General features: G+C 64.8%; 29 protein-coding genes and 1 tRNA gene. 16 read left to right on the top strand and 14 right to left on the bottom strand.

Annotated elements, in window-relative coordinates:
• Window positions 1-7 precede the first annotated feature (7 nt).
• Window positions 8-2,689: a PAS domain S-box protein gene (locus tag HZB49_RS02595; RefSeq protein ID WP_291608919.1), complete on the top strand. Its 2,682-nt coding sequence runs from the start codon at window positions 8-10 to the stop codon at window positions 2,687-2,689.
• Between the two features lie 12 nt (window positions 2,690-2,701).
• Here HZB49_RS02595 and HZB49_RS02590 read toward each other — a convergent pair whose 3' ends face one another.
• Window positions 2,702-3,052, bottom strand: a complete 351-nt coding sequence (locus tag HZB49_RS02590) for a GrlR family regulatory protein (protein WP_291608918.1) — start codon at window positions 3,050-3,052, stop codon at window positions 2,702-2,704.
• Between the two features lie 379 nt (window positions 3,053-3,431).
• On the opposite strand from HZB49_RS02590, the gene HZB49_RS02585 reads away from it, so the two are divergent.
• The gene (locus HZB49_RS02585; protein ID WP_291608916.1) at window positions 3,432-3,812 is read left to right on the top strand and encodes a hypothetical protein; all 381 of its coding nucleotides are present in this window, start codon (window positions 3,432-3,434) and stop codon (window positions 3,810-3,812) included.
• Between the two features lie 172 nt (window positions 3,813-3,984).
• Here HZB49_RS02585 and HZB49_RS02580 read toward each other — a convergent pair whose 3' ends face one another.
• Window positions 3,985-4,368, bottom strand: a complete 384-nt coding sequence (locus tag HZB49_RS02580) for a VOC family protein (protein WP_291608914.1) — start codon at window positions 4,366-4,368, stop codon at window positions 3,985-3,987.
• Window positions 4,369-4,616: 248 nt separating this feature from the next.
• Here HZB49_RS02580 and HZB49_RS02575 point away from each other — a divergent pair, with 248 nt between their 5' ends.
• Together HZB49_RS02575 and HZB49_RS02570 are read left to right on the top strand one after the other, a co-directional pair.
• Window positions 4,617-5,147: a hypothetical protein gene (locus tag HZB49_RS02575; RefSeq protein WP_291608912.1), complete on the top strand. Its 531-nt coding sequence runs from the start codon at window positions 4,617-4,619 to the stop codon at window positions 5,145-5,147.
• Between the two features lie 199 nt (window positions 5,148-5,346).
• Entirely contained in the window at window positions 5,347-5,739 is a 393-nt protein-coding gene (locus tag HZB49_RS02570) for a hypothetical protein (protein ID WP_291608911.1), read from the top strand.
• Window positions 5,740-5,785: 46 nt separating this feature from the next.
• On the opposite strand, the gene HZB49_RS02565 is transcribed toward HZB49_RS02570, so the two are convergent.
• The 8 genes from HZB49_RS02565 to HZB49_RS02530 form a co-directional block, all read right to left on the bottom strand.
• The gene (locus HZB49_RS02565; RefSeq protein ID WP_291608909.1) at window positions 5,786-6,109 is read right to left on the bottom strand and encodes a KTSC domain-containing protein; all 324 of its coding nucleotides are present in this window, start codon (window positions 6,107-6,109) and stop codon (window positions 5,786-5,788) included.
• A 58-nt stretch (window positions 6,110-6,167) separates the two neighbouring features.
• Window positions 6,168-6,572, bottom strand: a complete 405-nt coding sequence (locus tag HZB49_RS02560) for a tetratricopeptide repeat protein (protein WP_291609098.1) — start codon at window positions 6,570-6,572, stop codon at window positions 6,168-6,170.
• 764 nt (window positions 6,573-7,336) lie between these two features.
• Window positions 7,337-7,864 carry a winged helix-turn-helix domain-containing protein gene (locus HZB49_RS02555; protein WP_291608907.1) on the bottom strand — a complete coding sequence of 176 codons (528 nt, stop codon included), beginning with the start codon at window positions 7,862-7,864 and terminating at the stop codon, window positions 7,337-7,339.
• 243 nt (window positions 7,865-8,107) lie between these two features.
• A complete protein-coding gene (locus HZB49_RS02550; protein ID WP_291609097.1) occupies window positions 8,108-8,326 on the bottom strand; it encodes a hypothetical protein in 219 nt (72 codons plus the stop codon).
• A 255-nt stretch (window positions 8,327-8,581) separates the two neighbouring features.
• Window positions 8,582-9,277 (bottom strand): ankyrin repeat domain-containing protein, encoded by a 696-nt coding sequence (locus HZB49_RS02545; protein ID WP_291608904.1) that lies wholly within the window; start codon window positions 9,275-9,277, stop codon window positions 8,582-8,584.
• Window positions 9,278-9,757: 480 nt separating this feature from the next.
• Entirely contained in the window at window positions 9,758-10,126 is a 369-nt protein-coding gene (locus HZB49_RS02540) for a hypothetical protein (protein WP_291608903.1), read from the bottom strand.
• Between the two features lie 184 nt (window positions 10,127-10,310).
• Window positions 10,311-10,387 (bottom strand) — tRNA-Arg (locus tag HZB49_RS02535).
• A gap of 62 nt (window positions 10,388-10,449) precedes the next feature.
• The gene (locus HZB49_RS02530; protein WP_291608901.1) at window positions 10,450-10,707 is read right to left on the bottom strand and encodes a hypothetical protein; all 258 of its coding nucleotides are present in this window, start codon (window positions 10,705-10,707) and stop codon (window positions 10,450-10,452) included.
• A gap of 231 nt (window positions 10,708-10,938) precedes the next feature.
• On the opposite strand from HZB49_RS02530, the gene HZB49_RS02525 reads away from it, so the two are divergent.
• Window positions 10,939-11,385, top strand: coding sequence for a hypothetical protein (locus HZB49_RS02525; protein ID WP_291608899.1), 447 nt, complete (start codon window positions 10,939-10,941; stop codon window positions 11,383-11,385).
• A 131-nt stretch (window positions 11,386-11,516) separates the two neighbouring features.
• Here the strand turns inward: HZB49_RS02525 and HZB49_RS02520 are convergent, their stop codons facing one another.
• Window positions 11,517-12,644: an S-(hydroxymethyl)glutathione dehydrogenase/class III alcohol dehydrogenase gene (locus HZB49_RS02520; RefSeq protein ID WP_291608897.1), complete on the bottom strand. Its 1,128-nt coding sequence runs from the start codon at window positions 12,642-12,644 to the stop codon at window positions 11,517-11,519.
• Window positions 12,645-12,746: 102 nt separating this feature from the next.
• Here HZB49_RS02520 and HZB49_RS02515 point away from each other — a divergent pair, with 102 nt between their 5' ends.
• A complete protein-coding gene (locus HZB49_RS02515) occupies window positions 12,747-13,619 on the top strand; it encodes a DMT family transporter (protein ID WP_291608896.1) in 873 nt (290 codons plus the stop codon).
• Window positions 13,620-13,623: 4 nt separating this feature from the next.
• Here HZB49_RS02515 and HZB49_RS02510 read toward each other — a convergent pair whose 3' ends face one another.
• Window positions 13,624-15,063 (bottom strand): deoxyribodipyrimidine photo-lyase, encoded by a 1,440-nt coding sequence (locus tag HZB49_RS02510; protein WP_291608893.1) that lies wholly within the window; start codon window positions 15,061-15,063, stop codon window positions 13,624-13,626.
• A gap of 98 nt (window positions 15,064-15,161) precedes the next feature.
• Here HZB49_RS02510 and HZB49_RS02505 point away from each other — a divergent pair, with 98 nt between their 5' ends.
• Both HZB49_RS02505 and HZB49_RS02500 read left to right on the top strand, forming a co-directional pair.
• Window positions 15,162-16,898, top strand: a complete 1,737-nt coding sequence (locus HZB49_RS02505; protein ID WP_291608892.1) for a Cache 3/Cache 2 fusion domain-containing protein — start codon at window positions 15,162-15,164, stop codon at window positions 16,896-16,898.
• 101 nt (window positions 16,899-16,999) lie between these two features.
• Complete coding sequence (locus HZB49_RS02500; RefSeq protein ID WP_291608891.1) at window positions 17,000-17,401, top strand: DUF2177 family protein; 402 nt, start codon at window positions 17,000-17,002, stop codon at window positions 17,399-17,401.
• A gap of 164 nt (window positions 17,402-17,565) precedes the next feature.
• Here the strand turns inward: HZB49_RS02500 and HZB49_RS02495 are convergent, their stop codons facing one another.
• Both HZB49_RS02495 and HZB49_RS02490 read right to left on the bottom strand, forming a co-directional pair.
• Entirely contained in the window at window positions 17,566-18,225 is a 660-nt protein-coding gene (locus tag HZB49_RS02495; protein WP_291608890.1) for a peroxiredoxin, read from the bottom strand.
• Window positions 18,226-18,243: 18 nt separating this feature from the next.
• Window positions 18,244-18,489, bottom strand: a complete 246-nt coding sequence (locus HZB49_RS02490; RefSeq protein ID WP_291608888.1) for a hypothetical protein — start codon at window positions 18,487-18,489, stop codon at window positions 18,244-18,246.
• Between the two features lie 97 nt (window positions 18,490-18,586).
• On the opposite strand from HZB49_RS02490, the gene HZB49_RS02485 reads away from it, so the two are divergent.
• The 8 genes from HZB49_RS02485 to HZB49_RS02450 all read left to right on the top strand — a co-directional run bounded on the left by HZB49_RS02485 (window position 18,587) and on the right by HZB49_RS02450 (window position 26,628).
• Window positions 18,587-19,159, top strand: coding sequence for a hypothetical protein (locus HZB49_RS02485; protein WP_291608886.1), 573 nt, complete (start codon window positions 18,587-18,589; stop codon window positions 19,157-19,159).
• Between the two features lie 97 nt (window positions 19,160-19,256).
• Window positions 19,257-19,559 (top strand): type II toxin-antitoxin system HigB family toxin, encoded by a 303-nt coding sequence (locus tag HZB49_RS02480; protein WP_291608885.1) that lies wholly within the window; start codon window positions 19,257-19,259, stop codon window positions 19,557-19,559.
• An 8-nt stretch (window positions 19,560-19,567) separates the two neighbouring features.
• Window positions 19,568-19,939: a helix-turn-helix domain-containing protein gene (locus HZB49_RS02475; RefSeq protein WP_291608884.1), complete on the top strand. Its 372-nt coding sequence runs from the start codon at window positions 19,568-19,570 to the stop codon at window positions 19,937-19,939.
• Between the two features lie 650 nt (window positions 19,940-20,589).
• Window positions 20,590-21,054 (top strand): hypothetical protein, encoded by a 465-nt coding sequence (locus HZB49_RS02470; protein ID WP_291608883.1) that lies wholly within the window; start codon window positions 20,590-20,592, stop codon window positions 21,052-21,054.
• Between the two features lie 105 nt (window positions 21,055-21,159).
• Complete coding sequence (locus tag HZB49_RS02465; protein ID WP_291608882.1) at window positions 21,160-21,564, top strand: FixH family protein; 405 nt, start codon at window positions 21,160-21,162, stop codon at window positions 21,562-21,564.
• Window positions 21,561-22,961 (top strand): efflux RND transporter periplasmic adaptor subunit, encoded by a 1,401-nt coding sequence (locus tag HZB49_RS02460; protein WP_291608881.1) that lies wholly within the window; start codon window positions 21,561-21,563, stop codon window positions 22,959-22,961. The genes HZB49_RS02465 and HZB49_RS02460 overlap by 4 nt, the downstream gene beginning before the upstream one ends.
• Window positions 22,958-26,176 carry a CusA/CzcA family heavy metal efflux RND transporter gene (locus tag HZB49_RS02455; RefSeq protein WP_291608880.1) on the top strand — a complete coding sequence of 1,073 codons (3,219 nt, stop codon included), beginning with the start codon at window positions 22,958-22,960 and terminating at the stop codon, window positions 26,174-26,176. The genes HZB49_RS02460 and HZB49_RS02455 overlap by 4 nt, the downstream gene beginning before the upstream one ends.
• A complete protein-coding gene (locus HZB49_RS02450) occupies window positions 26,173-26,628 on the top strand; it encodes a cupredoxin family protein (RefSeq protein WP_291608878.1) in 456 nt (151 codons plus the stop codon). The genes HZB49_RS02455 and HZB49_RS02450 overlap by 4 nt, the downstream gene beginning before the upstream one ends.
• Window positions 26,629-26,668 lie beyond the last annotated feature (40 nt).

Below are 26,668 nucleotides of genomic sequence, written 5' to 3'. Positions count from 1 at the left end.
CAACCACATGACTGCCGAAACGCCGCCGAATCCGCCGAATAACCGGGTGCGCTCGCTCTCGATCGGCCAGATGACGTTCGGCAGCTTCATGCTGGTGCTGGCGGTGATCGTCGTGACCGGAGCGGCCAGCGTCATCGCCATCCGCCACATCGACCAGACCTTTGTGGAGCTGCAGCGGCTGCAGGCCGTCGGCGACCTCGCCGAGGACATCGACCGGCGCATGAACGAGCTGCGGCTTGCGGCGCGCGACTTCGTCACCGATCCCGGCGGCCAATCGGCTCAGATCGCGGAAGCCACGACCGCGCTCAGCGACGTGCTGAAGAAGACCCGCCTCGAGCTCGCGCCCGAGCAACAGGACATGATCGACGGCGTCACCGAGCGGCTTTCGACCTACCGCACCGGTATCGAGCGGATTTCCGTGTTGATCGCCCGCCGCGCCGATCTCATCACCGGCCTGCCTCCGTTGCGCGACAAGCTCGACGCGGCGATTGCGGCCAGTTCGGATGCGAACGTCACCGCGCAGCTGTTCCAGTTCCAGAACCGCATCTCCGCGGGGCTGCTTGCCCGCAACCCTTCGGCCGCCGAGGTCGCCGCGCAAGGCATCCGCGCGATGGCGATCCCCGATCCGAAGTTGCGCGAGGCTGCCAACGACTATGCCGAGGCGGTCGTTGCGATTTCGGTCCGCGAGCGGCAGATCGCCGAGATCGACAAGGAGGTGCTGGGCACCGAGGGCCGGCTGATCCAGCGCGTCACAGAACTGTTGCGCGAAGTCAGCGCGCGGCGCGGCCATGTGCTGGCGCGGGAGTTCGCCCGCACGCTGGCGGAAGCCAAATGGCAAAGCATCGTGCTCGGCAGCATGGGCGTGCTGATCGGGTTGTTCGCGGCGGCGCTGGTGGTGAGGCGTACCGTTCGCCCGCTGGCGCGCATTGCCGCCGCGATCCGTTCGGTCGCCGGCGGCGAGCCGAACGTGCCGATTCCGCAGACCGACGTCGACAACGAGATCGGCGACATCGCGCGCGCCGCCGAAGTGTTCCGCACGACCCTGATCGATGCCGACGCCGCACGCGAGGCCGCGGTGCGCGCGCTCGCCGAGCAGCGGCAGGCCGAGGAAAGCTATCGCAAGCTGTTCGAATCCTCCGTCGACGGCATTTACGTGACGACGCCCGGTGGCGAGCTGCTCGACGCCAACCCGGCATTGGCGCGCATGATGGGCTACGCCACGCCGCAGGACCTGATCGCCGGGATCAACGACGTCGCCGAGAGCGTCTATGTGCACAAGTCAGCGCGCGAGGAATATCAGCGGCTGATGCAGCGCGACGGCATGGTTCGCGAGTTCGAGTACCAGGTCCGCGCGCGCGACGGGACCGTGCTGTGGCTGTCGGACTCCGCCGGCGCGGTCCGCAACGAAGCCGGCGAGATCGTCCGCTACGAAGGCGTGGTGCGTGACATCACCGAGGAGAAGCGCGCGGAGGACGCCATCGCCGAGGGCAGGCGATTGCTGCAACAGGTGATCGACACCGTGCCCGCGGTCATCAACGTCAAGGACAAGAACCTGCGCTACGTGCTGATGAACCGCTACATGGCCGGCATTTTCGGCATCGAGCCGCAGGACGCCATCGGTCGCACCACCGGCGATCTGATGTCGCGCTACGGGGCGGCGAAGACCGACGAGCACGACAAGCGCGTGCTCACGGCGGGCAGGGAGCTCGGCTTCTACGAGGAGGAATACAAGGATTCCGCCGGCAACATGCGGCAATGGCTGGTCAACAAGCTGCCGCTGCTCGATGCCGAAGGCGAGATCGAGAACATCGTCACCGTGGCGCTGGATATCGGCGAGCGCAAGCGCGGCGAACAGGAAATGCGAAAGGCCCGCGACGCCGCCGAACTGGCGCTGCGCAATCTGCGCGAAACCCAGAATTCGCTGATCGAGGCGGAAAAGCTCGCCGCTCTCGGCCGGCTCGTCGCCGGTGTCGCGCACGAGGTCAACAATCCCGTCGGCATCAGCCTGACGGTGGCCTCCGCGCTGGAGCGCAAGACCGCGAATTTCACGGCCGAAGTCGCGCGCGGCGAGTTGCGCCGCTCGAGCCTCAACGAATATCTCGACACCAGCCGCGACGCGTCCTCGCAGCTGGTCGCCAATCTCAACCGCGCCGCCGAGTTGATCCAGTCGTTCAAGCAGGTGGCCGCCGACCGCAACTATTCCGACAAGCGCGTGTTCGACCTCGGCGATCTCACCGAGCAGGTGGTGATGAGCCTGCGCCCGGGCCTGCGCAAACACAACCTCACGCTCAACGTCGAGTGCCAGCCCAATCTCTCCATGAACAGCTATCCGGGCCCCTACGGCCAGGTGCTCACCAACCTGTTCCTCAACGCGGTCGCGCATGCCTTCCCGGACGGCCGCGCCGGCACGGTGGAGATCCAGGTGCGCGAATCCGGCAAGGACAATGTCGAGGTGCTGTTCTCCGACAACGGCATCGGCATGAGCATGGACGTGCGCCGCCGCGCCTTCGATCCCTTCTTCACGACGCGGCGCGATCAGGGCGGCACGGGGCTCGGCCTCCACATCGTCTACAGCATCGTGACGACGCGCCTCGGCGGCCGGCTCGATCTCGACTCCGAGCCCGGCGGCGGCACGCGCATCCAGATGATCCTGCCGCGCGTCGCACCGGTGGAGCTCGCGGCGGAATGAGGCGGCGAAGAGCTAATTGACGTCCGCGAGCTTGTGCAGCGTCGCGCCGAAAATCTGGCTGGCCTTGCCGACCAGAGCCGTTCCGTTCATCACGCCGCGCGTGTCGGTGAAGGTGCCGGAGACGCCGATGCCGACCGCGGCGGGGCCGCCGAACAACGGATTGTCGTTTTCGCGCGGGGTGGTGTGCCGCTGCACCAGGACTTCGCCCTTGAAGGTGTTGTCCCTCACCGTGTAGCTGCCGGTGTAAAACAAATAGGCATCGCCGCCGAGGATCTGTCCGTCGCGAAACAGAATCACTCCGCTGCCCTTGCCGACGCGCCCGTCAAGCAGGGTGACGTGGATCGAATACAGCCCGTTCTTCATAACGTCCCAAATCCCGGCCTCCATCGCCCAACGGCGGCCGGTTTCAATATTCGTATTTATGCCAAAGCACGGCAGGCGGCGCAACGCGGCAGATTTGCCTGCCGGCGACCGCATCTCCCGTAGTCTACCGGGCGGCGAATCGAGTTGGCCCGCGTTATGCATTGTCATTCTTGCACTGGGGTGAGCGCTCGTCCTGCCAAGTGGGTAGCGGTTCACGGTGGGGAAGTGCTCCAAAACGAAAGCCTTGTGCGCATTCGTATCGCAAAACCTGTGCCCACTTTGCGGAATGTGCGCGCGGCGGTGGAGCAAGAGAAAGGTGACAAACTGGATCGTTTCCGGCGGCGCTAGCGCGCGCCGATGCACTGACCATGAAACGGGGATGTCCGGCCGGCAGCTTGTCCGGCGTTGCAAGGTTCCGCTACGGGTGGCCGGCCTTGCACTGCTGCTCGGACTGGTCTCCCAATTCAGCCACGCGCGTGACGATGGCCGCTACGCCAACTCACCGCTGAAGCCGTGGTTCGACAGCCTCAAGTCCGGCAAGGGCCCATGTTGCTCCGATGCCGACGGCTACGCGGTTGCGGATCCCGACTGGGAAAGCAAGAGCGGACACTACCGCGTCAGGATCGAAGGCGAGTGGCACGACGTGCCTGAGGATGCGGTCATCACCGAGCCCAACCGCGCCGGCCGGACCATGGTTTGGCCGATCAAGGGGTGGGGCGGCCTGACGATACGGTGCTTCATGCCGGGGAGCATGACGTAGACAGGTTGAGTTCGACTCTAACCCCTCATCCAGAGGAGCGCGCATCAGCGCGCGTCTCGAAGGATGAAGGCCCGCCTGTGGCCTCATGGTTCTCCCGGCGATGCGGAGCATCGTCCGGAGACGGCGCCAAGGCGCCTCCTCACCATGAGGGTCAGCGATGCGGGACGCCGCATCACGCGTATTTCGTGTCGCGCTCGAGCAACTCGATCGAGATGCCCTGCGGGCCGCGCAGGAAGCAGATGCGCACGCCGGGGCGGATGGTGGTCGGCTCCTTCGTGAATTCGACGCCCTTGGCCTTGATCTCGGCCGCGACCGCGTCGATGTCCTTCACGGTGAGGCCGAAATGATCGAGCCCCTGATAGGGCGTCACCGGCGGGGCGTTGACGCCGTCGCCGTTCGTGACCGGCGCGATGAAGACATTGGCGCCGCCGAGCTTGACGTCGATGCGGCCGGGGCCGCGCACGATCTCACCACCGAGGATATCGCGCAGCCAGGCTGCGGTCGCCTCGGGGTCAGGGCTGCGCAAGTGAACGTGGTCCCAGGTCACAACAGGCATCGTGGTCTCCCTCGCAGTCCCGCGGATTGTTGGTCGTTGCAGTGCAAATCTAGCGGCCGGGTAGGGCCAGTGCCATCCTCCGCCGTCAGTGAGCGTCGCAATATTGCCGTGGCGGTATGCAACCAGACGGGCGTGGAAGCGTTGAGCAGGAGTGGCGGACCCGTAGCGGCTGTCCTTGAGAGCCGTGCGAAGAGAAACGCTACGGCTTTTTTGATGCGCCGGCTTCGGCCCGGCGGAAGGGGATGGCCATGACGAGGCGCGCTCGGTCGATTGCCGGTTTCGGGGCCGGCTTTGCGGCGGTCGTCATTGCCGGCAGCCTCGCCTGGGTGATGTGGCCCACGCTCAGCGACGCCGAGGACAAGCCAGCTTCCGAGCCGTCGGCCGCCGCCCGACCCGCCGAGGAGACCGCCAGGGTTACGCAGGCGGCAGCGCCGGCTCTCCCGGATCCAGCCCAGGCCGCCACGACCGCGGCGGTGCCGGAAGCATCGCCGCTCGACGGCCTGAAGATCTCTTCGCAATCTTGGCGGCGGGGCGGCCTTGGCTCGAAGGCGCTGATCACCTTCACGCTACGCAATGGCAACGACTACGCGGTCAAGGATATCGAGATCGCCTGTGCCTTTGCCCGGCGCGACGGCAGCCATCTGACCGACCGCAGGCGCGTGATCGGCCAGCCCGTGGAGATGAAGAGCCGCAAGACCTTCACCCGGCTTCACGTCGGCTTTGTCAACGTTAATGCCGATAAAGCTAAATGTGCGCTAGTCGCGGCAAGCCGCGTTTAACCCCGATTCCGCATTGCAGCGGGCAAGACCGGCCGTCACTCCCGAAAAAGTTACTACGCCCGATGAACCATGCAGGGGTGCCGGGAACTAATTGTCATACCGGCCGTTTTGGCGGGTGGGTCCGCGCAGTCCGCGGTTTTGAGCGGTGACGGAAATGATGCCCTTGGCACGATATTTTTTGTTTGTTGGCGGAGCTCTGATGGCCCTGCTGTTTGCATTCGATTTTTTCTCGCCCAAGGCAGCGGCCGATAGCGGCATGCAGAGCGCCGGCACGGTTGACAAGTCCACCCTGCGCATCAAGTCCGATCAGAAGTGGCCCGAGCGCGTCGTGTTCGACACGACGCAACCGACCGTCGCTCCGAGGGTCGCCCAGACCCAGACCGCGCCGGTCGTGCAGGCCGCGCTTCCCGGTCCGGAGGCGGCGCCCGAGATTACCCCGAAGGCCCGCGTGCGCGAGACCTTTGCCCAGTTTGCTCCCGTCGAGCCGAAGAAGGCCGACACCGCCGTGGTGAAGAAGCGCAAGATCGCCAAGGCCACCGGCCAGCCGATGCGTATCGCGCGTTACGGTGTGTTCGGCACCAGCACTTGGTAAGCCAAATTTCCGATTTTCGACCGAAGGCCGCACACGTGCGGCCTTTTCAGTTCTTGGGATCGCAGGCGAATGGTGTCGCCGGCGACGCGATGCGCTGCCGGAAGAACTGGCCCATCGATGGCGCGACGACGAAGGCTTGATAGGTCTCGGCGGGCAGGTGGCAATATTCCGAGTAGGCGCCGCCGGCGTTCACCAGCAGACGGCGCCGAGCCTCGTCGTAGCAGACGCGCTGCACCACCGTGCTGCGCGGCGTGTCGGTGCAGGCGAAGGGCGCAAGGTCGATCTCGCCGTGGCCGCGCAGATTGATCGTCTCGGTCGTGACCGGAGACGTGCAGAGCAGGGCAAGCAGGGCGGCGACGGCGCGGATCATGGTGCGGCTATTGTAGCCGCGCCCATCACAATCGCGCAGCGATTTCTGCGGGTTGCGCTCAGCGTTCCGGCAATCCGGCGGCGATGTTTGCCTGCAAGATCCGTTCGATACCGTTGACGAAGATCGGACTGGCGTTCTTGAACGGCGGCGGGGTGTTCTCGGCGGTAGAGCCGGGGCGCAATTCGAGCGCCTTCTTCATCGTCGCTTTCGCCTCTTCCGGCCGCGCTGACAATTGATAGGCCGCGGATACCAGCAGATAAGGCCGGCCCGATGCCGGTGTGATGGCGATCGAGCGCTGCAGCCAGGGCAGCGCATCCTCGAAACGCCCGAGCATCAGATTGGCCCATCCGGCGCCGAGCAGCCAGGTCCAGCGCGAAACCTCCGGCGTGTCGAAGCGGTGGGCCTGCTGGAACGTCGCCAGCGCATCCTCGAAACGCCCGAGGTTGAGCTGCGAGAGCCCCATGGCATACAGCACCGATCCGTTCCACGGATCGAATTTGAGCGCCCTCGCGCAGGTCACCAGCGCCTCGGCGAACTGGTTGATGGCGGTCTGGAAACGGCAGGCGGTCTGCAACACCGGAACGTATTCGGGTTTCGCCCGCAGCGCGCGATCGAGGCTCGCCGTAGCGCCGGCTTCGGCCGCCGCTGCGTCCTGCGGGCTGTACCAGACCATCTGGATGCCGCGCAGCTGCATCCCGGCGAGTGCAACGGCGAGATCGACGTTGTCCGGCTCGGCTGCGAGCGCCTTCTCGAGCATCGTCTGCGCCACCGCAAAGCGCTCGCGCGAGGTCTGTGTGATGGAGGCGGTAGCCTGTTCGATGGCCGCCTGTGTGCCGGCAGAGGTCGTTGCCGGCCGGTCATGGAGCAGGGCGTTGATGCGCAGCGCGAGTGCATGGCCCACGCCGGCAGCGAGGCGCGTTTGCTGAAGCTGCGGATCGGGTTCCCTGATATCGACCGCGATCGAGGCGATCGGCCGGACCTCTTGGTCGGCGGTTCTGACCAGGCGTGCCCGCAGGATCCAGGACTGTTCGCTCTTCTCCAGTTCGCTGCTGATCGTGAAGTCGGCTGTCACGGGCCGGGCGGATGCAGTCAGCGCCGCGGCATGGGACTCCGGTGGCGTCACGACGCGGATGTTGTTGATGCCGGCGAGGCCATCGGTGAGCTGGCTGGCCACGCCTCGCGCCATGGCGGCGGCCTGGCCGTCGCCGTCTGCGACGGCAATCGACATCACCGCGATCGTCGTCGTCGCGGGCCTGAACAGGCCGGGTGCGACGATCGGCGCTGCCGCCGCAAGGCCGACGATCGCGACGACGCCGGCGGCGCCGGCGAGCGCGGCAGGTCCGCTGAGACCGAAGAAGCGCCGCGGCGGTGTTTGGGCGGCGACGGCAGCGTCAGGCGGCGCCAAGCCGGCTGCACCCGAATTTTCGGCGCGCCCGGGTTCCCCGGTCGACATCGCCGTGACCTCGACATCGAACAGATAGCCCCGCCCGAGACCAGCTTCACCAAACGGCGCCGGTCGTCCCGCAGCGCCTGCCTGAGCTCGCGGATGCACTGGAAGAGGTTGTCCTCGCCGACATGGACGTTCGGCCAGACGGCTCGCATCAGCTCCTGCTTGCTCAGCACCCTGCCGGGATTGGCGACAAACAGCGCCAGCATGTCGAAGGTTTTCGCCCGCAGCTTGATGGGCTGGCCGTCGGGTCCGCGCAGCTCGGCCCGGATCTGGTCGAACTCAAAATCGGCGAAACGAACGATCATTCACGTGCAATTCCGAACGGCAGGCCACTGCAACCTGTGGCAGGTAGCGGACGCTCGGATATCAGAAAAATCCCGGAAAGTCCCCTTCCCGGCCTGGCCGGGCGGGGCATCCCTTGTGGGCGGTCGCGGCGTGGTCAGGACGCCGCTGGCAAGGACAATCCCCGGGCTGCTAGCGGCGGGCGCCCGCAAAGGGATGGGGAAAGCGTTGCGCCGGTCTTTCCGAGACGGGCGGAGCCGTGCGGACTAGTGCTTGGCAGCCAGGGCATCCAGGCACTGATTGAGATAGGCGGTGCGATCGCGCGGCAGGATTTTCGCCGTATCCGCCTTTTGCGCACACTCGCGCTGTCTCAATTGTTCGGCCCGCCGCTTCTCCGCGGCCTCCCGGTATTCGGGCGCAACCTTGGTCGGGTCCACCAGCGACTGCGCCCGGGCTGCGGGCGCGGCGAACAGCGAAATCACCATCAGGATAAGGATCGTTTTCAAATGAGCCTCCTGAAAAGGTCGATCCTAGACCCGCCCGAGATACCTTCAAACAACCGGGAGATGATTCTTAGCGCATTTGCCGGTTTCCGTTAGCGCCTTGAAGCCGGCCTTTACTGGCGCGCGATAGAGTGATGTCCATCCGCGCAATTTGAGCAACGCGGTGATACCTCTGGCCCCGCCGGACCCTCCAGGTCGGCGGGGCCTTTTTTTCGGCGGCTGACGCGGCAGCCGGCGCTAAAGCACGCCGCCCTTTGCGCGGATCAACTCGGCGAAATCCTGCCGGCCGAAATACTCCGCCCAGCCCAATGCCGTCGCCTCGAACTTGTCGTCGCGAATGTTCGGATCGGCGCCGCGCTCGATCAGCAGCCGGGCCGCGCCGTGCCGGTTGCGCAGCGCCGCAAGCGCCAAAGGCGTGGCTTTTTCGAACCCGCGTCCACCGAGCGCGCCGGTCAACTCCGGATCTTCATCGAGCCGCTCGGCAAGTTCTGCGACATCGCCGGACTGGGCGGCGCTCATGATGGCTTGCACCTTGTCCTGCCCGGCGTCCGGATAGAGGCGGCCGCCCTGGATACCCTGCGTCAGTAGCTCGATGGCGGCATGTCGCAGCTCCTTGGCAATCTGGTAGACCGTCCGCCCGTCGCGGTCCTGCGTCGCCGGGTCGAAGCCGGAGGCAAAGGCGCGGCGCACCGCCTCGACGTCGCCGTCGCGTGCGGCTTTGAAGACGCGCTCCCGCCCGTCGGTTGCGCCATTGGTTCCATCGACATGCGCTTTCAGCGCGCGCCAGCTCTTGAAGCCGCAATCGTTGGCAACGGCGAGCTGCGCGAGATGCAGCTTGGCGTCGGGCGCGCGAACGCGCAGTTCGGCGAGCCGTTTCTTCGCGGCTTTCTTCAACCAGTCAAGATCGGGATTCGCGGGCAATGCCTGCGGCATGGGACACCTTCTTTCCAGGCGCCCGGCGACCGCATCACGGGCAGAAAGAAGGGACGTCAGCATCGGTAGCTGAAAAGGCGGGTTGAACCCTTTACGCGGCCCGTAGGTCGCCTAGCCGACCTGGAATGAAGCTAGGGCCGGGGAAAGTGGGGTGTCAAGCTGCCAGCGGAGAGCTAACCCGTGCGCATTGCGTCCAGGGTATGGGCCGCAAACACGCCAATGCTCACCAGGGCCAGGAACGCTGCTACGATATCCATGACGCCACCTGCATTATTGGTTGTTGCCACCATAGGCGCCGTCTTGTTTCCGGAGTTTTTCGTCAGGTCCGGATAATTGTTTCGTGGGAACCCTCGACGCCGGGAACCTGGGCCCTGATGGACCTTCCGAAGGCACAAGCAACGACCCCGGCGAACCGGGGCCGACAAGGATTCGGGGGATGTGCCGTTTGGGAGGCCCGGGATCAGGTGAAAGGGCCGGCAATCACTCGGCCAGGAAGGACGTTTTCTTGGTCCCGTGGTCATAGCGCAACCTCAGCGCCGTGAACTTGCAGAGGTTGACGTTCCGCCAGAGGACAGCTTCGTCGTAGTTTGCCCAGATCACCTTGATATTCCAGACGCAGCCGTCGTCGTCATCGTCGAATTCGACGTATGCGCTCTGCTGGTTCTTCAAGGTGCCGTCGAGCTCGTTATCCCATTCTTCCAGTCCGTCGTCGGGGCCATTGAACCCCAGGAATTTAATTGCGTAGCCGGTTTCGTTGATGACGTTGATGTTGCGCGCGTCCGCGGCGAAGGAGGCCGTGGCGGCAAGACAAAGTCCCACGAAAATCAATGATGCAAGTATCCGCTTCATCTGCAATTCCCTTTCAAATCGTCCGGCGGGTGGAGCATCTGCCGTAACAGGGGGACTAACAAGTGAACTGGCTTACATCTCGCTGAAATAGTACCAGCCGGCACAACCCGTTCGGCACGGGGTTGTCACCCATGTTTTAGGTAGGGTCTGTTACCTATGTGTCCGGGTTGGACAAGATTGGAAATGGCGCGCTCGGAAGGATTCGAACCTCCGACCCTCGGAATCGAAATCCGATGCTCTATCCAGCTGAGCTACGAGCGCGTGTCCGGTCGATTAGCAGAACCGGCAAGCCTCTGCCAGAACAAGGCCCTGCCAGAACCGGCTCAGTAGCAGGGATACCGCCTGCCGTCCTGGCCGATATAGGCGGCGGCGCTCTGGCGGCATTTCACCGTGGCCGGGCCGTCGTAATAGGCGAAGGTGCCGGGCGCGGGGCCGGGGCCGTAATTGTGCAGGTAGCTGATCGGGTAGGGCAGCGGGTTGGCGCGGAAATAGCGGTGATGCTGGCGGGCCTCGGCGAGGCTCGGGGCGACGGCGACTGCCGCGAGCAGGCCGGCGGCGGCGAAAAGCTTCAATTTCCTCATCACGATACTCCGCTATCCCCAGGCAATCCGGGGGCTTTTGGGCCGGTCCGGACCCCCATCTTACGCAAATTGGGCCCGAAAGTGCGGAAAAATGGCCATAGGGACGATTTTTCCTCCGGTTTGGGATACTTAACGAATTCCCAACACAGTCCCGCCAGAGTCTTCGGGCTTGGTCCAGTTCTGGACTGGCAATTTCACGTCTCTCGAAGGCAGTTCCGGTACCTCGACCCTATGCGCATCACGCTTCTTGCCCTGATTGCCCTGTTCGGACTTGCCGCAGGCCCGGCGCGCGCCGACCTCCACATCACGCGCGACCACGGCGGCTATGTCGAGGAATACAAGTCCAAGTACAAGCGCATCCGCGACAAGGGCGAGCGCGTCATCATCGACGGCATCTGCAATTCCGCCTGCACGCTGGTGTTCGGCATCGTGCCGATGAACAAGATCTGCGTGACCCCGAAGGCGAGCCTCGGCTTCCACCTCGCCTATTACGACAAGGCCTTCACGTTCGGCATCAAGGTCACCAGCTCCGAGGGCACCTCGGACCTGATGTCCTATTACCCCGATACGGTGAAGGACTGGATCCGCCGCAATGGCGGGCTCACCACCGACATGAAGAAGATCAAGAACGGCGCCGATCTCTGGAAGATCGTCGATCCCTGTCCGGAAGAGTGGTGAGGCTGCGACCGTCATCGCCCGCGAAGGCGGGCGATCCAGTATTCCAGAGCAGTCAGTCATCTCAACGATAGGTCCCGGAGTACTGGATACCCCGCATGCGCGGGGTATGACGACCGATAGCGACGAAGCGACTAGAACGTCACCACGCCGCGAATCGACTCGCCGCGCTTCATCAGCTCGAACGCGTCGTTGATCTTCGCGAGCGGCATCACATGCGTGATCATCGGGTCGATCTGGATCTTGCCCTGCATGTACCAGTCGACGATCTTCGGCACGTCGGTGCGGCCGCGCGCGCCACCGAACGCGGTGCCCTTCCAGACGCGCCCGGTGACGAGCTGGAACGGCCGCGTTGAAATCTCCGCGCCCGCGGGCGCCACGCCGATGATGATCGACTGGCCCCAGCCGCGGTGGCAGGCTTCCAGCGCCTGCCGCATCACGGTGACGTTGCCGGTGCAGTCGAAGGTGTAGTCGGCGCCGCCGATCTGGTCGGCGCCCGCCTTGGTCATGTTGACGAGGTGAGGGACGAGGTCCTTGCCGACGTCTTTGGGGTTGACGAAGTGGGTCATGCCGAACCGCTCGCCCCATGCCTTGCGGTCGGGATTGATGTCTACGCCGATGATCATGTCGGCGCCGGCGAGCCGCAGGCCCTGGATCACGTTGAGCCCGATGCCGCCGAGCCCGAACACGATCGCTTTCGCGCCTTGTTCCACCTTGGCGGTGTTGATGACCGCGCCGATGCCCGTCGTGACGCCGCAGCCGATGTAGCAGACCTTGTCGAACGGCGCGTCCTCGCGGATTTTCGCGACTGCGATTTCCGGCAGCACCGTGAAATTCGCGAAGGTCGAGGTGCCCATGTAGTGATGAATCGGCTTGCCGCCGATCGAGAAGCGCGAGGTGCCGTCCGGCATCATGCCCTGGCCTTGTGTCGCGCGGATCGCGGTGCAGAGGTTGGTCTTGCGCGACAGGCACGACGGACACTGCCGGCATTCCGGCGTGTACAGCGGAATGACGTGATCGCCTTTCTTCACTGACGTCACGCCCTTGCCGACGTCGACGACGATGCCCGCGCCCTCATGGCCGAGGATCGCGGGAAACAGGCCTTCGGGATCGGCGCCGGAGAGGGTGAATTCGTCGGTGTGGCAGACGCCGGTCGCCTTGATCTCGACCATCACTTCGCCGTCGCGCGGTCCCTCGAGCTGGACGGTCGTGATCTCCAGCGGCTTGCCTGCGGCGGTGGCGACGGCGGCGCGTACGTCCATGACGATTCCTCTTGTCTCGTGTCGTTATGTGAAAGCGGGCGGGCGGCCCTTCGGCGATGGGTGTTGCCGGATAGCACAGGATTGGGCAGTAGTGCGCGCCAAATGACTTACGGCTTCGACAAATTCGCCGCTCGCGCGGCGCCGGCGATTTTCGTCGTGCTCTGGAGCACCGGCTTTGTCGGCACCAAATACGTCATCCACAATGCCGATCCGCTGACTTATCTCGCAATCCGCATGGCGGTCGTGGTGGTGCTGATGGCCATCATCTGCGCCATAGCCCGGCCGGCCTGGCCGAAGGGCCGCGAGATCGGCCACAGCATCATGGCCGGCATTCTCGTGCACGGCTTCTATCTGGGTGGAACGGCAGTGGCGATCTCGCTGTCGATCCCCGCGGGCCTTTCCGCGCTGATTCCCGGCCTGCAGCCGATCCTGACCTCGACCATCGCCAATCGCTGGCTGGGCGAGCGCGTCACGCCGCTGCAATGGGGCGGCTTGCTGCTCGGGCTCGCCGGTGTCGCGCTCATTCTGCACGACCGGCCGATGAGCGGGCAGGCGGGCTGGGGTTGGGTCGCGTCGGCGGTGTCGCTGGTCAGTATCACGCTCGGCACCCTCTACCAGCGCCGCTACTGCAACCGCATCGACTGGCGCAGCGGCAATCTCGTGCAGTACGTGGCGGTTGCCGTGTTCTTCACCATCGCGGCGTTCCTGTTCGAGAACCGCACCGTGCACTGGACCGCGGAGTTCGTCCTCGCGCTGGGCTGGCTTGCCGTGGTGCTCTCGATCGGATCGATCGGGTTGCTGTACTGGCTGATCCGGCATCAGGCTGCGACCTCGGTGGCGAGCCTGTTCTATCTGGTGCCGGCGGTGACCGCGCTGATGGCTTTCGTCCTGTTCGACGAACGGCTCGATGCGGTCGCGATAGCAGGCATGGTGGCCTGCGCCGCCGCCGTGTTCCTGGTCAATCGCCGCGCGTAAGCGATCAATCATTGCGGATGCTCGCATAGGCCTTCAGCGCGCGCTCGCGTCCCGCCTTGTGATCGATGATCGGATGCGGATAGCTCTTGCCGAGCTCCACACCGGCAGCCGCGAGCTCGAGCGGCGTCGCCTCCCACGGCTGATGGATCATCTTGTCCGGCAAGCGCGCCAGCTCCGGCACCCAGCGCCGCACATAGTTGCCGTCGGGATCGAATTTCTCGCCTTGCAGGATCGGATTGAAGACACGGAAGTACGGCGCGGCATCTGCACCGGAACCCGCAACCCACTGCCAGTTGGCAGGATTGCTGCCGGCATCGGCATCGACCAGCGTGTCCCAGAACCATTTTTCGCCGTCGCGCCAGTCGATCAGGAGATGTTTGACCAGGAACGAGGCGACCACCATGCGCACGCGGTTGTGCATCACGCCGGTGTGCCAGAGCTCGCGCATGCCGGCATCGACGATGGGGTAGCCGGTCTGGCCACGCTGCCAGGCGCGCAACGCCTTGTTGTCCCGCTTCCACGGAAACGCGTCGAAGGAGGATTGCAGATTGCGCCCGGCAAGATCGGGCACGTCGTAGAGCAGGTGCCGGCAGAATTCGCGCCAGCCGAGCTCGCTCAGGAACTTGTCGATGTCGGCGGCGCGGCGCGGGTGCTCGGCAGCGGCAAAACGCGCGGCGTGCCAGACCTGCCGCGGGCTGATCTCGCCGAAGCGCAGATGCGGCGAGAGCCGCGACGTGCCCTCGCGGTCGGGCCGGTCGCGCTCACTGGCATAGCCGGCGACGTCGTCGAGAAAGGCTCTCAGCCGCTGTTGCGCGGCCGCTTCGCCCGGCGTCCAGCTCTCGCGCAGGCCGCCGGCCCAGTCCGGGCGCGTCGGCTCGAGCTGCCAGCTTTCGAGCGCGTCGCTGGAGAGCCTGGGTCCAGCCACAAGTTTCTTCGGCGCCGGCAGCGGCGCGGGCGGATCGCCGAGCGCTTGCACCCGCCGCCAGAACGGCGTGAACACCCGCAAGCCGCGGTTCTCCTTGTTGCGGATGTTTTCCGGCGAGAGGAGGAGGTCGCCGGCGAAGCTCTGCGCGGCAACGCCGATTTCGCCAAGCGCGGCCTTGACCCGATCGACCGCTGCGCGATGCGGCGCCTGCGCGATGTCGTTCCAGTACACCGCAGCCGCATCGCTCTCTCTCGCGACCGCCGCGATCGCCTGGGCCGCCTCGCCCTTGCGGAGCACGAGCTGTGCGCCGGCCGATTGCAGGCTTTCCTGCAATGCGCGCAGCGATTGTGCCAGCCACCATCGCGCCGCGCCGCCAAGCGGGCGCGCCGCGCTCGCCTCGTCGAAAACGTACACGCAGACAACCGGTCCGCCAGCCTTCGCCGCGGCATGAAGGGCCGGATGATCGGAGAGACGCAGGTCGTCGCGAAGCCACACAACGATGGTTCGAGGGCTCGTCATGCGCGCAATGAATTCCTCAGTAGTTCCTGTGGGTTGTGTTCGTTAATGCAATTGTAAAGAAAAACCGTCAAATGTGACACGATTTCAGGCACTTCTGCATGGCTGACATGCGTTTGGGGAAAATCATGCCGTCGCTCAAGCTCAAGCTGGGTACCAAGGCCGTCATTTCCGCCATCCTCTTGATTGCAATGAATACCGGCCTCGTCATCGGCGCCGCCTGGTGGTCGCTGTCGTCGGAGTTCAACCAACGGGCATTCCGCGACATCGAGGTCAATCTGCGCACCCTGGCGCTGGCCTTTGCCGAGACCTTCCCCGAGGCCAAGATCGCCGTCAGCAACGGCGCCGTCACCAAGGCCGAGATGGCCAAGATGCCGGAGTTCAAGGACCACGCGATCGTCGACCGCGCGGTGTCCTACACCGGTGGCGTTGCCACGCTGTTCGTCTATGACGACGCCAGCAACCAGTTCATGCGCCGCTCGACCAATCTGAAGAAGGAGAACGGTGATCGCGCCGTCGGCACCCAGCTCGCGCCCGATCACCCCGGTCAGAGCGTTGTGCGCAAGGGCCAGGCCTACAAGGGCCCGGCAGTGCTGTTCGGAAAGTCGTTCATGACGGCCTATCATCCCATCATGAATGCGTCCGGAAAGGTGATCGGTCTGCTCTTCATCGGCATCCCCATGGCCGAGTTCGAGAGCATGCTGGCGCAGACGATGCAGACCATGGCGATCGCGGCCGGCATCGCGGCGCTGATCGTGATGCTGCTCACGATGCTGATCGTCCGCCGCATCACCAGGCCGCTGACCTCGGTGACCGCTTCGCTGACCGCGATCGCGGAAGGCAAGAGCGACGTCGCCATCGACTGCGAGAATCGCCACGACGAGATCGGCGAGATCGCCCGCACGGTGGCCGTGTTCAAGAGCAACGCCCAGGAGCGCCAGCGGATGCGCAACGAGCAGGCTGCTGCGGCTGCGGCCGCCGCCGAGCAGCGCAAGGCGGAACTGCGGCACTTCGTCGATGATTTCCAGACCGGTGTTGGCGGCATCCTCGACAAGGTGATGAATTCCTCCGGCGAGTTCGAGCGCATTGCCCGCCAGCTCACGGAAACCGCGCGCACCACCGCCGAACTCTCCGGCGAGTCGGCCAGCGCCTCGGAAACCGCTTCCGAGCACGTCCGCACCGCGGCCGCCGCCTCCGACGAGCTGTCGAGCTCGATCGCGGAGATCACCCGCCGCGTCCAGGAATCCAACGGCATCGCCGCTGAAGCCGTTCGCCAGGCCGAGGCCACCGACCAGCGCATCACCGAGCTGTCGCAGGCGGGCACGCGCATCGGCGACGTGGTGAAGCTGATCACCTCGATCGCCGAGCAGACCAACCTTCTCGCGCTCAACGCCACCATCGAGGCGGCGCGCGCGGGCGATGCCGGCCGCGGCTTTGCGGTCGTCGCCCAGGAGGTGAAGAGCCTTGCGGGGCAGACCGCCAAGGCGACCGAGGAGATCTCCAGCCAGATCGGCAACATGCAGATCGCGACCGAGGAGTCGGTCGCCGCCATCAAGGCGATCGGCCAGACCATCGAGCGCATCAGCGAAATCGCCAACTCGATCTCGGCGGCGGTGGAACAGCAGAGTGCGGCGACGGCGAACATCGCCCACAGCGTCCGCGCCGCCGCCACCGGCACCGCGTCGGTTGCGCTCAATGTCGGCAACGTCGCGCGCGGCGCCGGCGAGACCGGCGAGACCTCGGGCCGCATGTTCGAGGCGGCACAGGCGTTGTCCGGCGAGAGCCTGCATCTGAAGGCCGAGGTGGACAAGTTCCTCAGCGGCGTGCGGGCGGCGTAACGCAGGCCCGCCGTCCCCCGGCGGCTGAAACCGGGGACGATCTGCAGCGTAACTCCGGATGGACCTGAGGGCGCGCCCTTGCGGGCGCGCGGGAGGCTGCCGTGAACCGATATGCCGTGCTCTATCTGGCGACGCTGTTCGTCCTTGTTCCGCTCGACTTCCTGTTCCTCGGCATCGTCGCCAGGGATTTCTTCACCTCGCAGGTCGGCAACATGCTGGGCGAGCTGAAGCTGGTGCCGGCGGTGCTGTTCTATCTGCTCTACGTCGTCGGCGTCGTGATCTTCGTGTCCGGTTCGGCATCGGCGACCTGGCAGGACACGCTGCTGTTCGGCGCGCTGTTCGGTTTCTTCTGTTACGCGACCTTCGATCTCACCTCGCTGGCGCTGCTCAGGAACTGGAGCTGGGCGGTGGCCGTCGTAGACGTCAGCTGGGGGGCGGTGGTGACGGCGGTCTCATCGACCGCCGGGTTGTTGATTGCGAATTGGCTGGTGCCGAGGGGCTGACCGCCATTGCGAGCGAAGCGAAGCAATCTATAGTGCTGCGTCGGGAGAAATGGATTGCTTCCGCCTTCGCTCTCCGAGCTTCGGCGGACTCCCAGCCCGGCGTAGCTTGCGCAGCAAGCGTAGACGGGTCGTCGCTGTTCTCCTCGCAATGACGGCTGAGACCTTTATTTGGGCTGCGGCACGATGCGCAGGTAGGGCTTCGGCGCCTTCCAGCCCTGCGGATAGATCGTCTTGGCCTCGTCGTCGGACACCGAGCCGGCGATGATGACGTCCTCGCCCTGCTTCCAGTCGGCCGGCGTCGCAACGCGATGCTTGGCGGTCATCTGCAGCGAGTCGATGACGCGCAGGATTTCCTGGAAATTGCGGCCGGTCGTCATCGGGTAGACCAGCACCAGCTTGATCTTCTTGTCCGGCCCGATGATGAAGACGTTGCGCACGGTCTGGTTATCGGCCGGCGTGCGGGTGAGGGGATCGCCGGAAGTCGAGGCCGGCAGCATCTCGTACAGCTTCGAGACGTTGAAATCGGTGTCGCCGATCATCGGATAGTTCGGCGCCGCGCCTTGCGTCTCCTTGATGTCTTCGGACCATTTGGCGTGGCGATCGACCGCATCGACCGACAGGCCCATCAGCTTGACGCCGCGCTTGTCGAATTCCGGCTTCAGCTTGGCGAGCGTGCCGAGTTCGGTCGTGCAGACCGGCGTGAAATCCTTCGGATGCGAGAACAGCAAGGCCCAGCTGTTGCCAATCCAGTCATGGAACCTGATTTTTCCTTCGGTGGTCTGGGCTTCGAAGTCAGGGGCGGTGGCGCCAATCGGGAGGGGCATGATACGTCCTCATCTCATTCAAGTTACAGGGAAATTTTGTCCCGACGGAGTATAGGCTTGGCGGGGGTTTAAGTGAATGCCTTCAGGTAGAAGATGAAATCCTTCTCCGTCCGCGCTGGGTTCTAGCACCTTCTTTTCGCGCGCGCCCCTGCCGCGAAAAATCGTCGGACGAATTTGTGGCTCTGCCCCGTTTTCGCCTTTTATGACCTTCATCACGCCCGGCCCCAACCACGGCGTGGCAGAAAGCGACAAATCGGCAACCATCTAAAAATGTCGAAGCGCCGGTTTTGATTCGTTAACCGCCCGTTCACGTCCGGCATGGAAATGCTGGATCAGAACAAAGGAATTGAGAAGTCCCATTATGTCTGCCCCGAGTACCAAGGCCGCCGCGAATGGCGCACTTGAGCCGTCCTGCCGCAACACCGCCGCCCATGCCCTGACCGTCGTCCGCGACGGCGTGATCACCGGCGAAGGTCCCACCACCAAAGGCCGCATCCATTTCTCCCGCGCGCTCGATGCCGATGACGCCGCCTGGTGCGTGCGCATCCTCACCGCCGCCGCCGTCGAGCACGAGCCGGTGTGCCGCGCCGAAGTCGAGGCGTTGTTCGAAATTCACGACGCCGCGGCCGAACGCAGCGACGGCGGCCGTTTCGACGATCTCCTGACCAAGGCGGTCGCCCATCATGCCGCCGCCGAGGCGGGCTTGAAGGTGCCGCCGCGTACGGTGGCGCTCGCCGCGGATACCGCGATCGAGAGCTGGGCGCCGGCGCAGGCCATCAAGGCAAACACCGAAGCGCTGCAGTGGCTCGCCGGGCAAATGCGCGGCAAGCGCCGCAGCAACCGCACCCTGATGGCGATGGTGGCGAGCGTCATCGGCGCCGCCGCGGTGCCGCTGGCGCAACTGCCCAAGATGTTCGACATCGGGATGATGTGAGATCATCCGACCTTCAATCGTGTTTCGGACGGCGGGGCTATTTCCCCGCCGTTTGTTTTTATCTTGCATTGTTCCCGTATTGGGAACATATTGGGCTATGAGGATTATTTCTTGGCGCATGCTGGCTTCCTTTGCCGAGAAGCATCCCGAGACCAAGGTGCCGCTCGGTCGCTGGCGAACGTTGGTAAGGGCCGCCAAGTGGAAGTCGATGGAGGACGTTCGGCTTGCTGCGCCCAAGGCGAAGATTCTCAACGGCGAGCGCGCGAGATTTGAAGTTGCGGGCGGCAATTTCCGAATGATCGTCGCTTTCGACTTCTTGAGAGAGACGGCGTTCATCAAGTTCATCGGTACCCATGCCGAGTACGACAGGATTGACGCGTTGAAAGTTTCGCAGTTCTAGGTGACGCAATGGAAATTAGACCGATCAGGAACGATGAGGATCACGTCGCAGCCCTCCGCGAGATTGAAAGACTGTGGGGTGCTGCGCCTGAAACCGAGGACGGCGACAAGCTCGACATTCTCGTGACACTCGTCGAAAAGTACGAGGACCGCCGTTGGTCCGATGCCGACGATTCCGATCCGATCGATCTGCTCCATTACGCGATCGAAGAACTCGGACACTCGCAGGCTGAGCTCGCCGAATTGCTCGGCTCGCGATCGCGTGCATCCGAATTGCTGAATCGGCGGCGTCCTCTGACGGTCGAGATGATCTACAAGATAAGCGAGGCGTGGAAAATTCCGGCCGATCTGCTTGTAAGACCGAGTCGTGTGGCTGCGTAGTCACAAGAATCCGGCCTGATCTGTGGCAGGATTAGTGAACATTGACAATTGCGAGGAGCGAGCGACGACCCGTCCACGCTTGCTGCGCAAGCTACGCGAGGCCGCCCCGCGCAATGGCTTTGCGGCTTATGTCGCGCTCTCCCCGGGGAACGGCCTGTTTTGCCCCCGTTGCCCTGCCAGCACAGGCCGGCGGGGATAGACGCCAGGGTCGCGGCGCCAGGACCACACGATTTCGCCGTACGCTGCGAACGTTTCGTCGGGCGGCTTTATTTGGGCATGATCCTTATCGGAAAGCCGGATTCCACTTTTCCGGGATCATGCTGCCACCTGACGCCGCAGCGTCCATCGCAACCCGCGCCACGTTCCGTGACGATCGCGCGAAGCGTCCCCTCATGGTGGCGCGGGCTGGGGCGACCAATATCGTAAATCAGAATTCCGGTAAAGCGAAATATTTTCGATTGGGGGCTTGACGAGATTCCGTAAAACAGAACTAGTTTGAATTTACCGCATCGTTTCCCCGGCGAGGCCGCCCGGGAAAACCGCCGGAGCGCTGCTGGACGGCACGGCGGCGGGACGGGCTTTGCCCGGATTGACGTGGGTCAAACCGAAAAGTGGCCGTATGGTTTAAAAAGCCACGATAAATCGCCGTGATGCCAGCCGAATCCGCCATATTTGGCGCAATCGTGTTCCGGCTGCTGTTTGCGGTTTGCCGGCAGGCGTGGGAATATCGCTCCATGAATTCGAGGCGGCTTTTCAACTGGCTGATCGTGCTGACCGTGGCGGCGGGACTGTTGTCCGTGCCGTTTGCGGCGCCGGCGGTTGCCAAGTCGCATCACACCGCCGTCGGTGGCGAGATGCACGCGATGGACGGCGAGACGCACGCGATGCCTGACGGCATGCCGTGCTGCCCGGATGAGGGGAAGCCAGCGAAGGACTGCGACTCCTGTCCGCTGATGGCCCTGTGCTCCATGACGATCCCGGTGCCTGCGCCTTCGGGCGTTGCCATGTTCGCACCGGGCATGACCGCGCAGGCCGCCTTTGCCTTGCCCGACGATCTCCTGATCGACGGTCTTTCCGCCCGACCGCCCGACCATCCTCCTCGAACGATGATCTGACCGGCGTCCCGCCGCGCCGGATCGCCGACGCGCGCCGCTGATTGCGGCTGCGCCGTTTCGCATGCCGCGTTCCGCGGCAGGTCAGATCGTTCGAGGACAAGAAAAATGAAGACTTCCACATTCGTGCGCGCCGCCGCGGCGGCGCTGTTCGGCTTGGCCATTGCCGGGCCAAACATGGCTCTCGCCGACATCAAGGACTATGAGTTCAAGCTCGTGGAGCCGACCGTAAAAGTCGGCTACGACCGCGTGTTCACCGTTCGATTGCTGAACAAGAAGACCGGCAAGGTCGTACCTGGTGCCGTGATCTTCGCGACCCGTCTCGACATGGCACCTGACGCCATGGAGGAAATGGTGACCAAGGTCACGCCGGTGCCGGGCGGCGAGCCGGGCGATTACAGCTTCAAGGCTCGCTTCAGCATGGAGGGACGCTGGCAGCTTTCGCTCGGCGCCAAGGTGCAGGGCGAGACCGGCACGGTCGACAACAAGCTCATCATCACGGCACAGAAATGAGCCGCGCTGCGCTCATGGCCGCCGCCGCCGTCATCGTGGCGGCGGCTGCCGGCTCCGGCTGGTTCCTGATGCATCGGGGCCAGCCGCAGCTTGCGATGACGACGCCTGCGGCCGCCGCCGACACGGCGCCGGCGCCGCTCTATTACCGCGATCCCGACGGCAAGCCGCTCTATTCGTTGACGCCGAAGCAGACGCCTGACGGGCGCGACTATACCGCCGTGCCCGCCGGCGGCGACATCAGCTTCGATCTCGATTCAACGCCGGAGCCTGCGGCGTCGGCGCAGGGGCCGCGCAAGATCAGGTACTACCGCAATCCGATGGGATTGCCGGACACCTCGCCGGTGCCGAAGAAGGACTCCATGGGGATGGATTACATCCCCGTCTATGAGGGCGAGGATTCCGACGACGGCTCGGTCAAGCTTTCGCCGGGCAAGATCCAGCGCACCGGCGTGAAGTCGGAAGCTGCCTCGGCCCGCGTCATCCGCACAGTCATTCGTGCGCCCGGCACCATCCAGCTCGACGAGCGCCGCATCTCGGTGATCTCGATGCGCACCGAAAGCTTCATCCAGAGGGTCGCCAACGTCACCACCGGCTCGGCGGTGAAGAAGGGCCAGCCGTTGATGGAGACCTACAGCCCCGCGATCTCCTCGGCCGCCGCCGAATACATTGCCACTATCGGTTCGCCCGCGACGGCGCGGGTCGAGCAATATGGACGCGGCTCGCGCCAGCGGCTGAAGAACTTCGACGTGCCGGACACCGTCATCGCGGCCATGGAGAAGACCCAAACGGTGCCGCTGACTATCGAATGGACGGCGCCGCGCGACGGCATCGTGCTGGAGCGCAACGCGATCGATGGCATGCGGGCGCAGCCGGGCGACGTGCTGTTCCGCGTCGCCGACACTTCGGTGGTGTGGGCGGTGGCCGATGTCGCCGAGCGCGATCTCGGCCAGCTTTCGATCGGCCAGCCGGTCGCGGTGAAGGCGCGCGGCTTTCCCGGCCGCGAATTTGCCGGCTCGATCGCCGTGATCTATCCGCAGATCAACCGCGACACCCGCACGGCGCGCGTCCGCGTCGAGCTCGCCAATGCCGATCTGGTGCTGCTGCCCGACATGTATGTCGACGCCGAGATCAACGTGGGCAAGCCCGAGCCCGTGCTGGCGGTGCCGGAAAGCGCCGTGCTCGATACCGGCACGCGGCAGACGGTGCTGGTCGACAAGGGCAGCGGGCGTTTTGAGCCTCGGGAAGTGAAAGTCGGGCAGCGCGGCGACGGCTATGTCGAGGTGCGCGACGGCCTGGCCGACGGCGAACCGGTGGTGGTTGCCGCCAATTTCCTGATCGATGCCGAGAGCAATCTCAAGGCGGCGCTGAAGGGGCTTGCGACCGGAGGCCAGCCATGATCGCCCGTCTGATCGGCTGGTCGGCGCGCAACTTGCTGCTGGTGCTGTTCGGCACCGGCTTTGCGGCGGCCGCGGGCCTGTGGGCGCTGCTGCACCTTCCGCTCGATGCCATCCCCGATCTCAGCGATACGCAAGTCATCGTCTACACCGAATATTCCGGACAGGCGCCGCAGGTGATCGAGGACCAGGTCACCTATCCCCTGGCGACCGCGATGCTGACAGTGCCGAAATCGAAGGTGGTGCGCGGCTTCTCCTTTTTCGGCGCCTCCTTTGTCTACGTCATCTTCGAGGACGGCACCGACATCTACTGGGCGCGCTCGCGCGTGCTGGAATTCCTCAACGGCGCGGCCTCGCGGCTGCCGGCCGGCGTGACGCCGACGATCGGGCCGGACGCCACCGGCGTCGGCTGGGTCTATCAATACGCGGTCATCTCGAAGGAGCTGAATCTCGCAGACACCCGCACGATCCAGGACTGGAACCTGCGCTTTGCGCTGGCCAAGGCGGAAGGGGTGGCCGAAGTCGCCAGCGTCGGCGGCTTCGTCAAGCAGTACAACGTGATCCTCGATCCGCAGCGCATGCGCAGCCTCGGCATCACCATGCCGCGGATGCGCGAGGCGATCCGCGCCAGCAATGCCGATGTCGGCGGGCGCACGGTGGAGCTGTCGGAATTCGAATACGTGATCCGCGGCAAGGGCTACATCAGGGATATCAACGACCTCGGCAACGTCGTGCTGAAGGCCGAAAAGGGCACGCCGGTGCTGCTGCGCGACGTCGCGCGCGTCGAACTCGGTCCCGACGAGCGGCGCGGCATCACCGAGCTCGACGGAGAAGGCGAGGTGGCCAGCGGCATCGTGCTGCAGCGCTTCGGCGTCAACGCGCTCGACGTGATCGAGAACGTCAAGAAGCGCTTCAGGGAGATCGCCACCAGCCTGCCGAAATCGGTCGAGATCGTGCCGGTGTACGACCGTTCCGGCCTGATCTACGCCGCCATCGACACGCTCAAGCGCACGCTGCTGGAGGAAAGCCTCGTGGTGGCGCTGGTCTGCATCGTGTTCCTGCTGCATGTCAGGAGCGCGCTGGTCGCGATCCTGATGCTGCCGGTCGGCGTGCTGATGGCATTCGCGGCGATGAAGTTCTTCGGCATCGGCTCCAACATCATGAGCCTCGGCGGCATCGCGATCGCGATCGGCGCCATGGTCGATGCCGCGATCGTCATGATCGAGAACGCGCACAAGCATCTGGAGCGCGCCGAGTCCGGCAAACCGCGGCTCGACATCCTGATCGAGGCGGCGTCCGAAGTGGGGCCCGCGCTGTTCTTCAGCCTCTTGATCATCACCGTCTCCTTCATGCCGATCTTCACGCTGGAGGCGCAGGAGGGTCGGCTGTTCAGCCCGCTTGCCTTCACGAAAACCTTTGCGATGGCGGCCGCGGCGATGCTCTCGGTGACGCTGGTGCCGGCGCTGATGGTGATCTTCGTGCGCGGCAGAATCGTTCCCGAGCACAGGAATCCGATCAACCGCTTCCTGATCTGGATTTATCGCCCGGTGATCCATGGCGTGCTGCGTGCCAAGACGCTGGTGCTGTTGCTCGCGGTCGCCGTGCTCGCCGTGACGATCTGGCCGGCAAGCCGGCTCGGCACCGAGTTCATGCCCAACCTCAACGAGGGCACGCTGCTCTACATGCCGACCACGCTGCCCGGCATTTCCGTGACCAAGGCGGCCGAGCTGATGCAGATGCAAAACCGGATCATCCGCTCGTTTCCGGAAGTGGCCTCGGTCTACGGCAAGGCGGGGCGCGCCTCGACCGCGACCGATCCGGCGCCGACCGAAATGTTCGAGACGGTGATCAATCTCAAGCCGAAAGAGCAATGGCGAAAGGACCTGACTATCGACGGCCTGATCACGGAGATGGACAAGGCCTTGCAGTTCCCGGGCGTGTCCAACGCCTGGACCATGCCGATCAAGGCCCGCATCGACATGCTCTCGACCGGCATCCGCACGCCCGTGGGCGTCAAGGTGATCGGCACCGACCTGGTCGAGATCGACCGGCTGGCGAAGCAGATCGAGCAGGTGCTCAAGGCCGTGTCGGGCACGTCGTCGGCCTATGCCGAGCGCGGCATCGGCGGCTACTACCTGGAGATCACCCCCGACCGGCCCGCACTGGCACGCTACGGCATGATGATCCAGGACGTGCAGGACGCGATTGCCACCGCGCTCGGCGGCCAGACCGTGACGACCACGGTCGAAGGACGGCAGCGCTTCTCCGTCAACATGCGCTATCCCCGCGATCTCCGCGACAATCCGAAGGCGATCGCCGACGATATCCTGGTGCCGATGCCGGCCGGAGGCGCCGTCCCGCTCGGCGAGGTCGCAACCATCAAGCTGGCGCGCGGGCCGACCTCGATCCGCACCGAGAACGGGCAGCTTGCGACCTACATCTATGTCGACATCCGCGACCGCGACCTCGGCGGCTATGTCAGGGATGCGCAGCACGCGGTGCAGGCGAGCATCGAGTTTCCGGCCGGCTATTACGTGATCTGGAGCGGCCAGTACGAATATCTCGAGCGCGCCGCCGCGCGGCTCAAGATCGTCGTGCCGGTGACGCTGCTCATCATCTTCCTCTTGCTCTATCTCAATTTCCGCTCGGTCACGGAGACCATGATCGTGATGCTGTCGCTGCCGTTCGCGCTGGTCGGCGGCCTCTGGCTGATGTGGTGGCTGGGCTTCAACCTGTCGGTGGCGGTCGCCGTCGGCTTCATCGCGCTGGCCGGCGTTGCGGCCGAGACCGGCGTGGTGATGCTGATCTATCTCAACCACGCCTGGGAGGCGGTGGCGCGGCGCCGCGCCGCCGAGGGGCGGATGCCGACGAGGGAGGATCTCTACGACGCCATCATGGAGGGCGCGGTCGAGCGCGTGCGGCCGAAGATGATGACGGTGGTCGCGATCATGGCGGGCCTGCTGCCGATCATGTGGAGCTCGGGCACGGGGTCGGAGATCATGCAGCGCATTGCGGTGCCCATGATCGGCGGCATGGTGTCGTCGACGGCGCTGACGCTGATCGTCATTCCCGCGCTGTTCGGACTGGTGAGGGGGAGGGGACTGTCTCCCGCCGCGCCGTCGGTGCACGCGGGCGGCGGAGGCGCCGGCGAAGCCATCGCGCAGCCGGGCAGCAGCCGGATCGAAAATGAGATGAAATCAGAGGAGATGTCGCATTGAGAGTTTTTTCGACAGTCTTGGCGATCGCCGCGCTGGCGGCCGGCGCGTCCGCCAGCGCCCACGATCATGCCCGCCGCCAATCCTTCTCGGCGGGCGAACCCGGCGACCCCAGGAAGCCGGCGCGTACCATCGAGATCGTCATGAGCGAGATGGCCTACGAGCCCTGGTCGATCGAGGTGAAGCGCGGCGAGCAGATCCGCTTCATCATCCGCAATGCGGGCACGGAGGACCATGAATTCCTGCTGGCTACCACCAGGGAGAACCTGGCGCATGCGCAGATGATGAAGAAGCATCGCCACATGAGGCACGACGAGCCGAACGCCGTCACGCTGTCGCCGAAGAAATCGGCGGAGCTGCTCTGGAAGTTCACCAAGGCGGGGACGTTCGAATATTCCTGCTTGATTCCGGATCATCGCGAATACGGCATGACGGGCCGGGTGACGGTGAAGTAAGGCCCGCCATTCCGGGGATTGCGCCGGACCGCCCGGGCCG

The organism is Bradyrhizobium sp., assembly GCF_016219575.1.
In the GTDB taxonomy this organism is placed as follows: domain Bacteria; phylum Pseudomonadota; class Alphaproteobacteria; order Rhizobiales; family Xanthobacteraceae; genus Bradyrhizobium.
The sequence above is the reverse complement of the archived record's forward strand: the minus strand, read 5'-3'. Positions and strand labels throughout refer to the sequence as shown.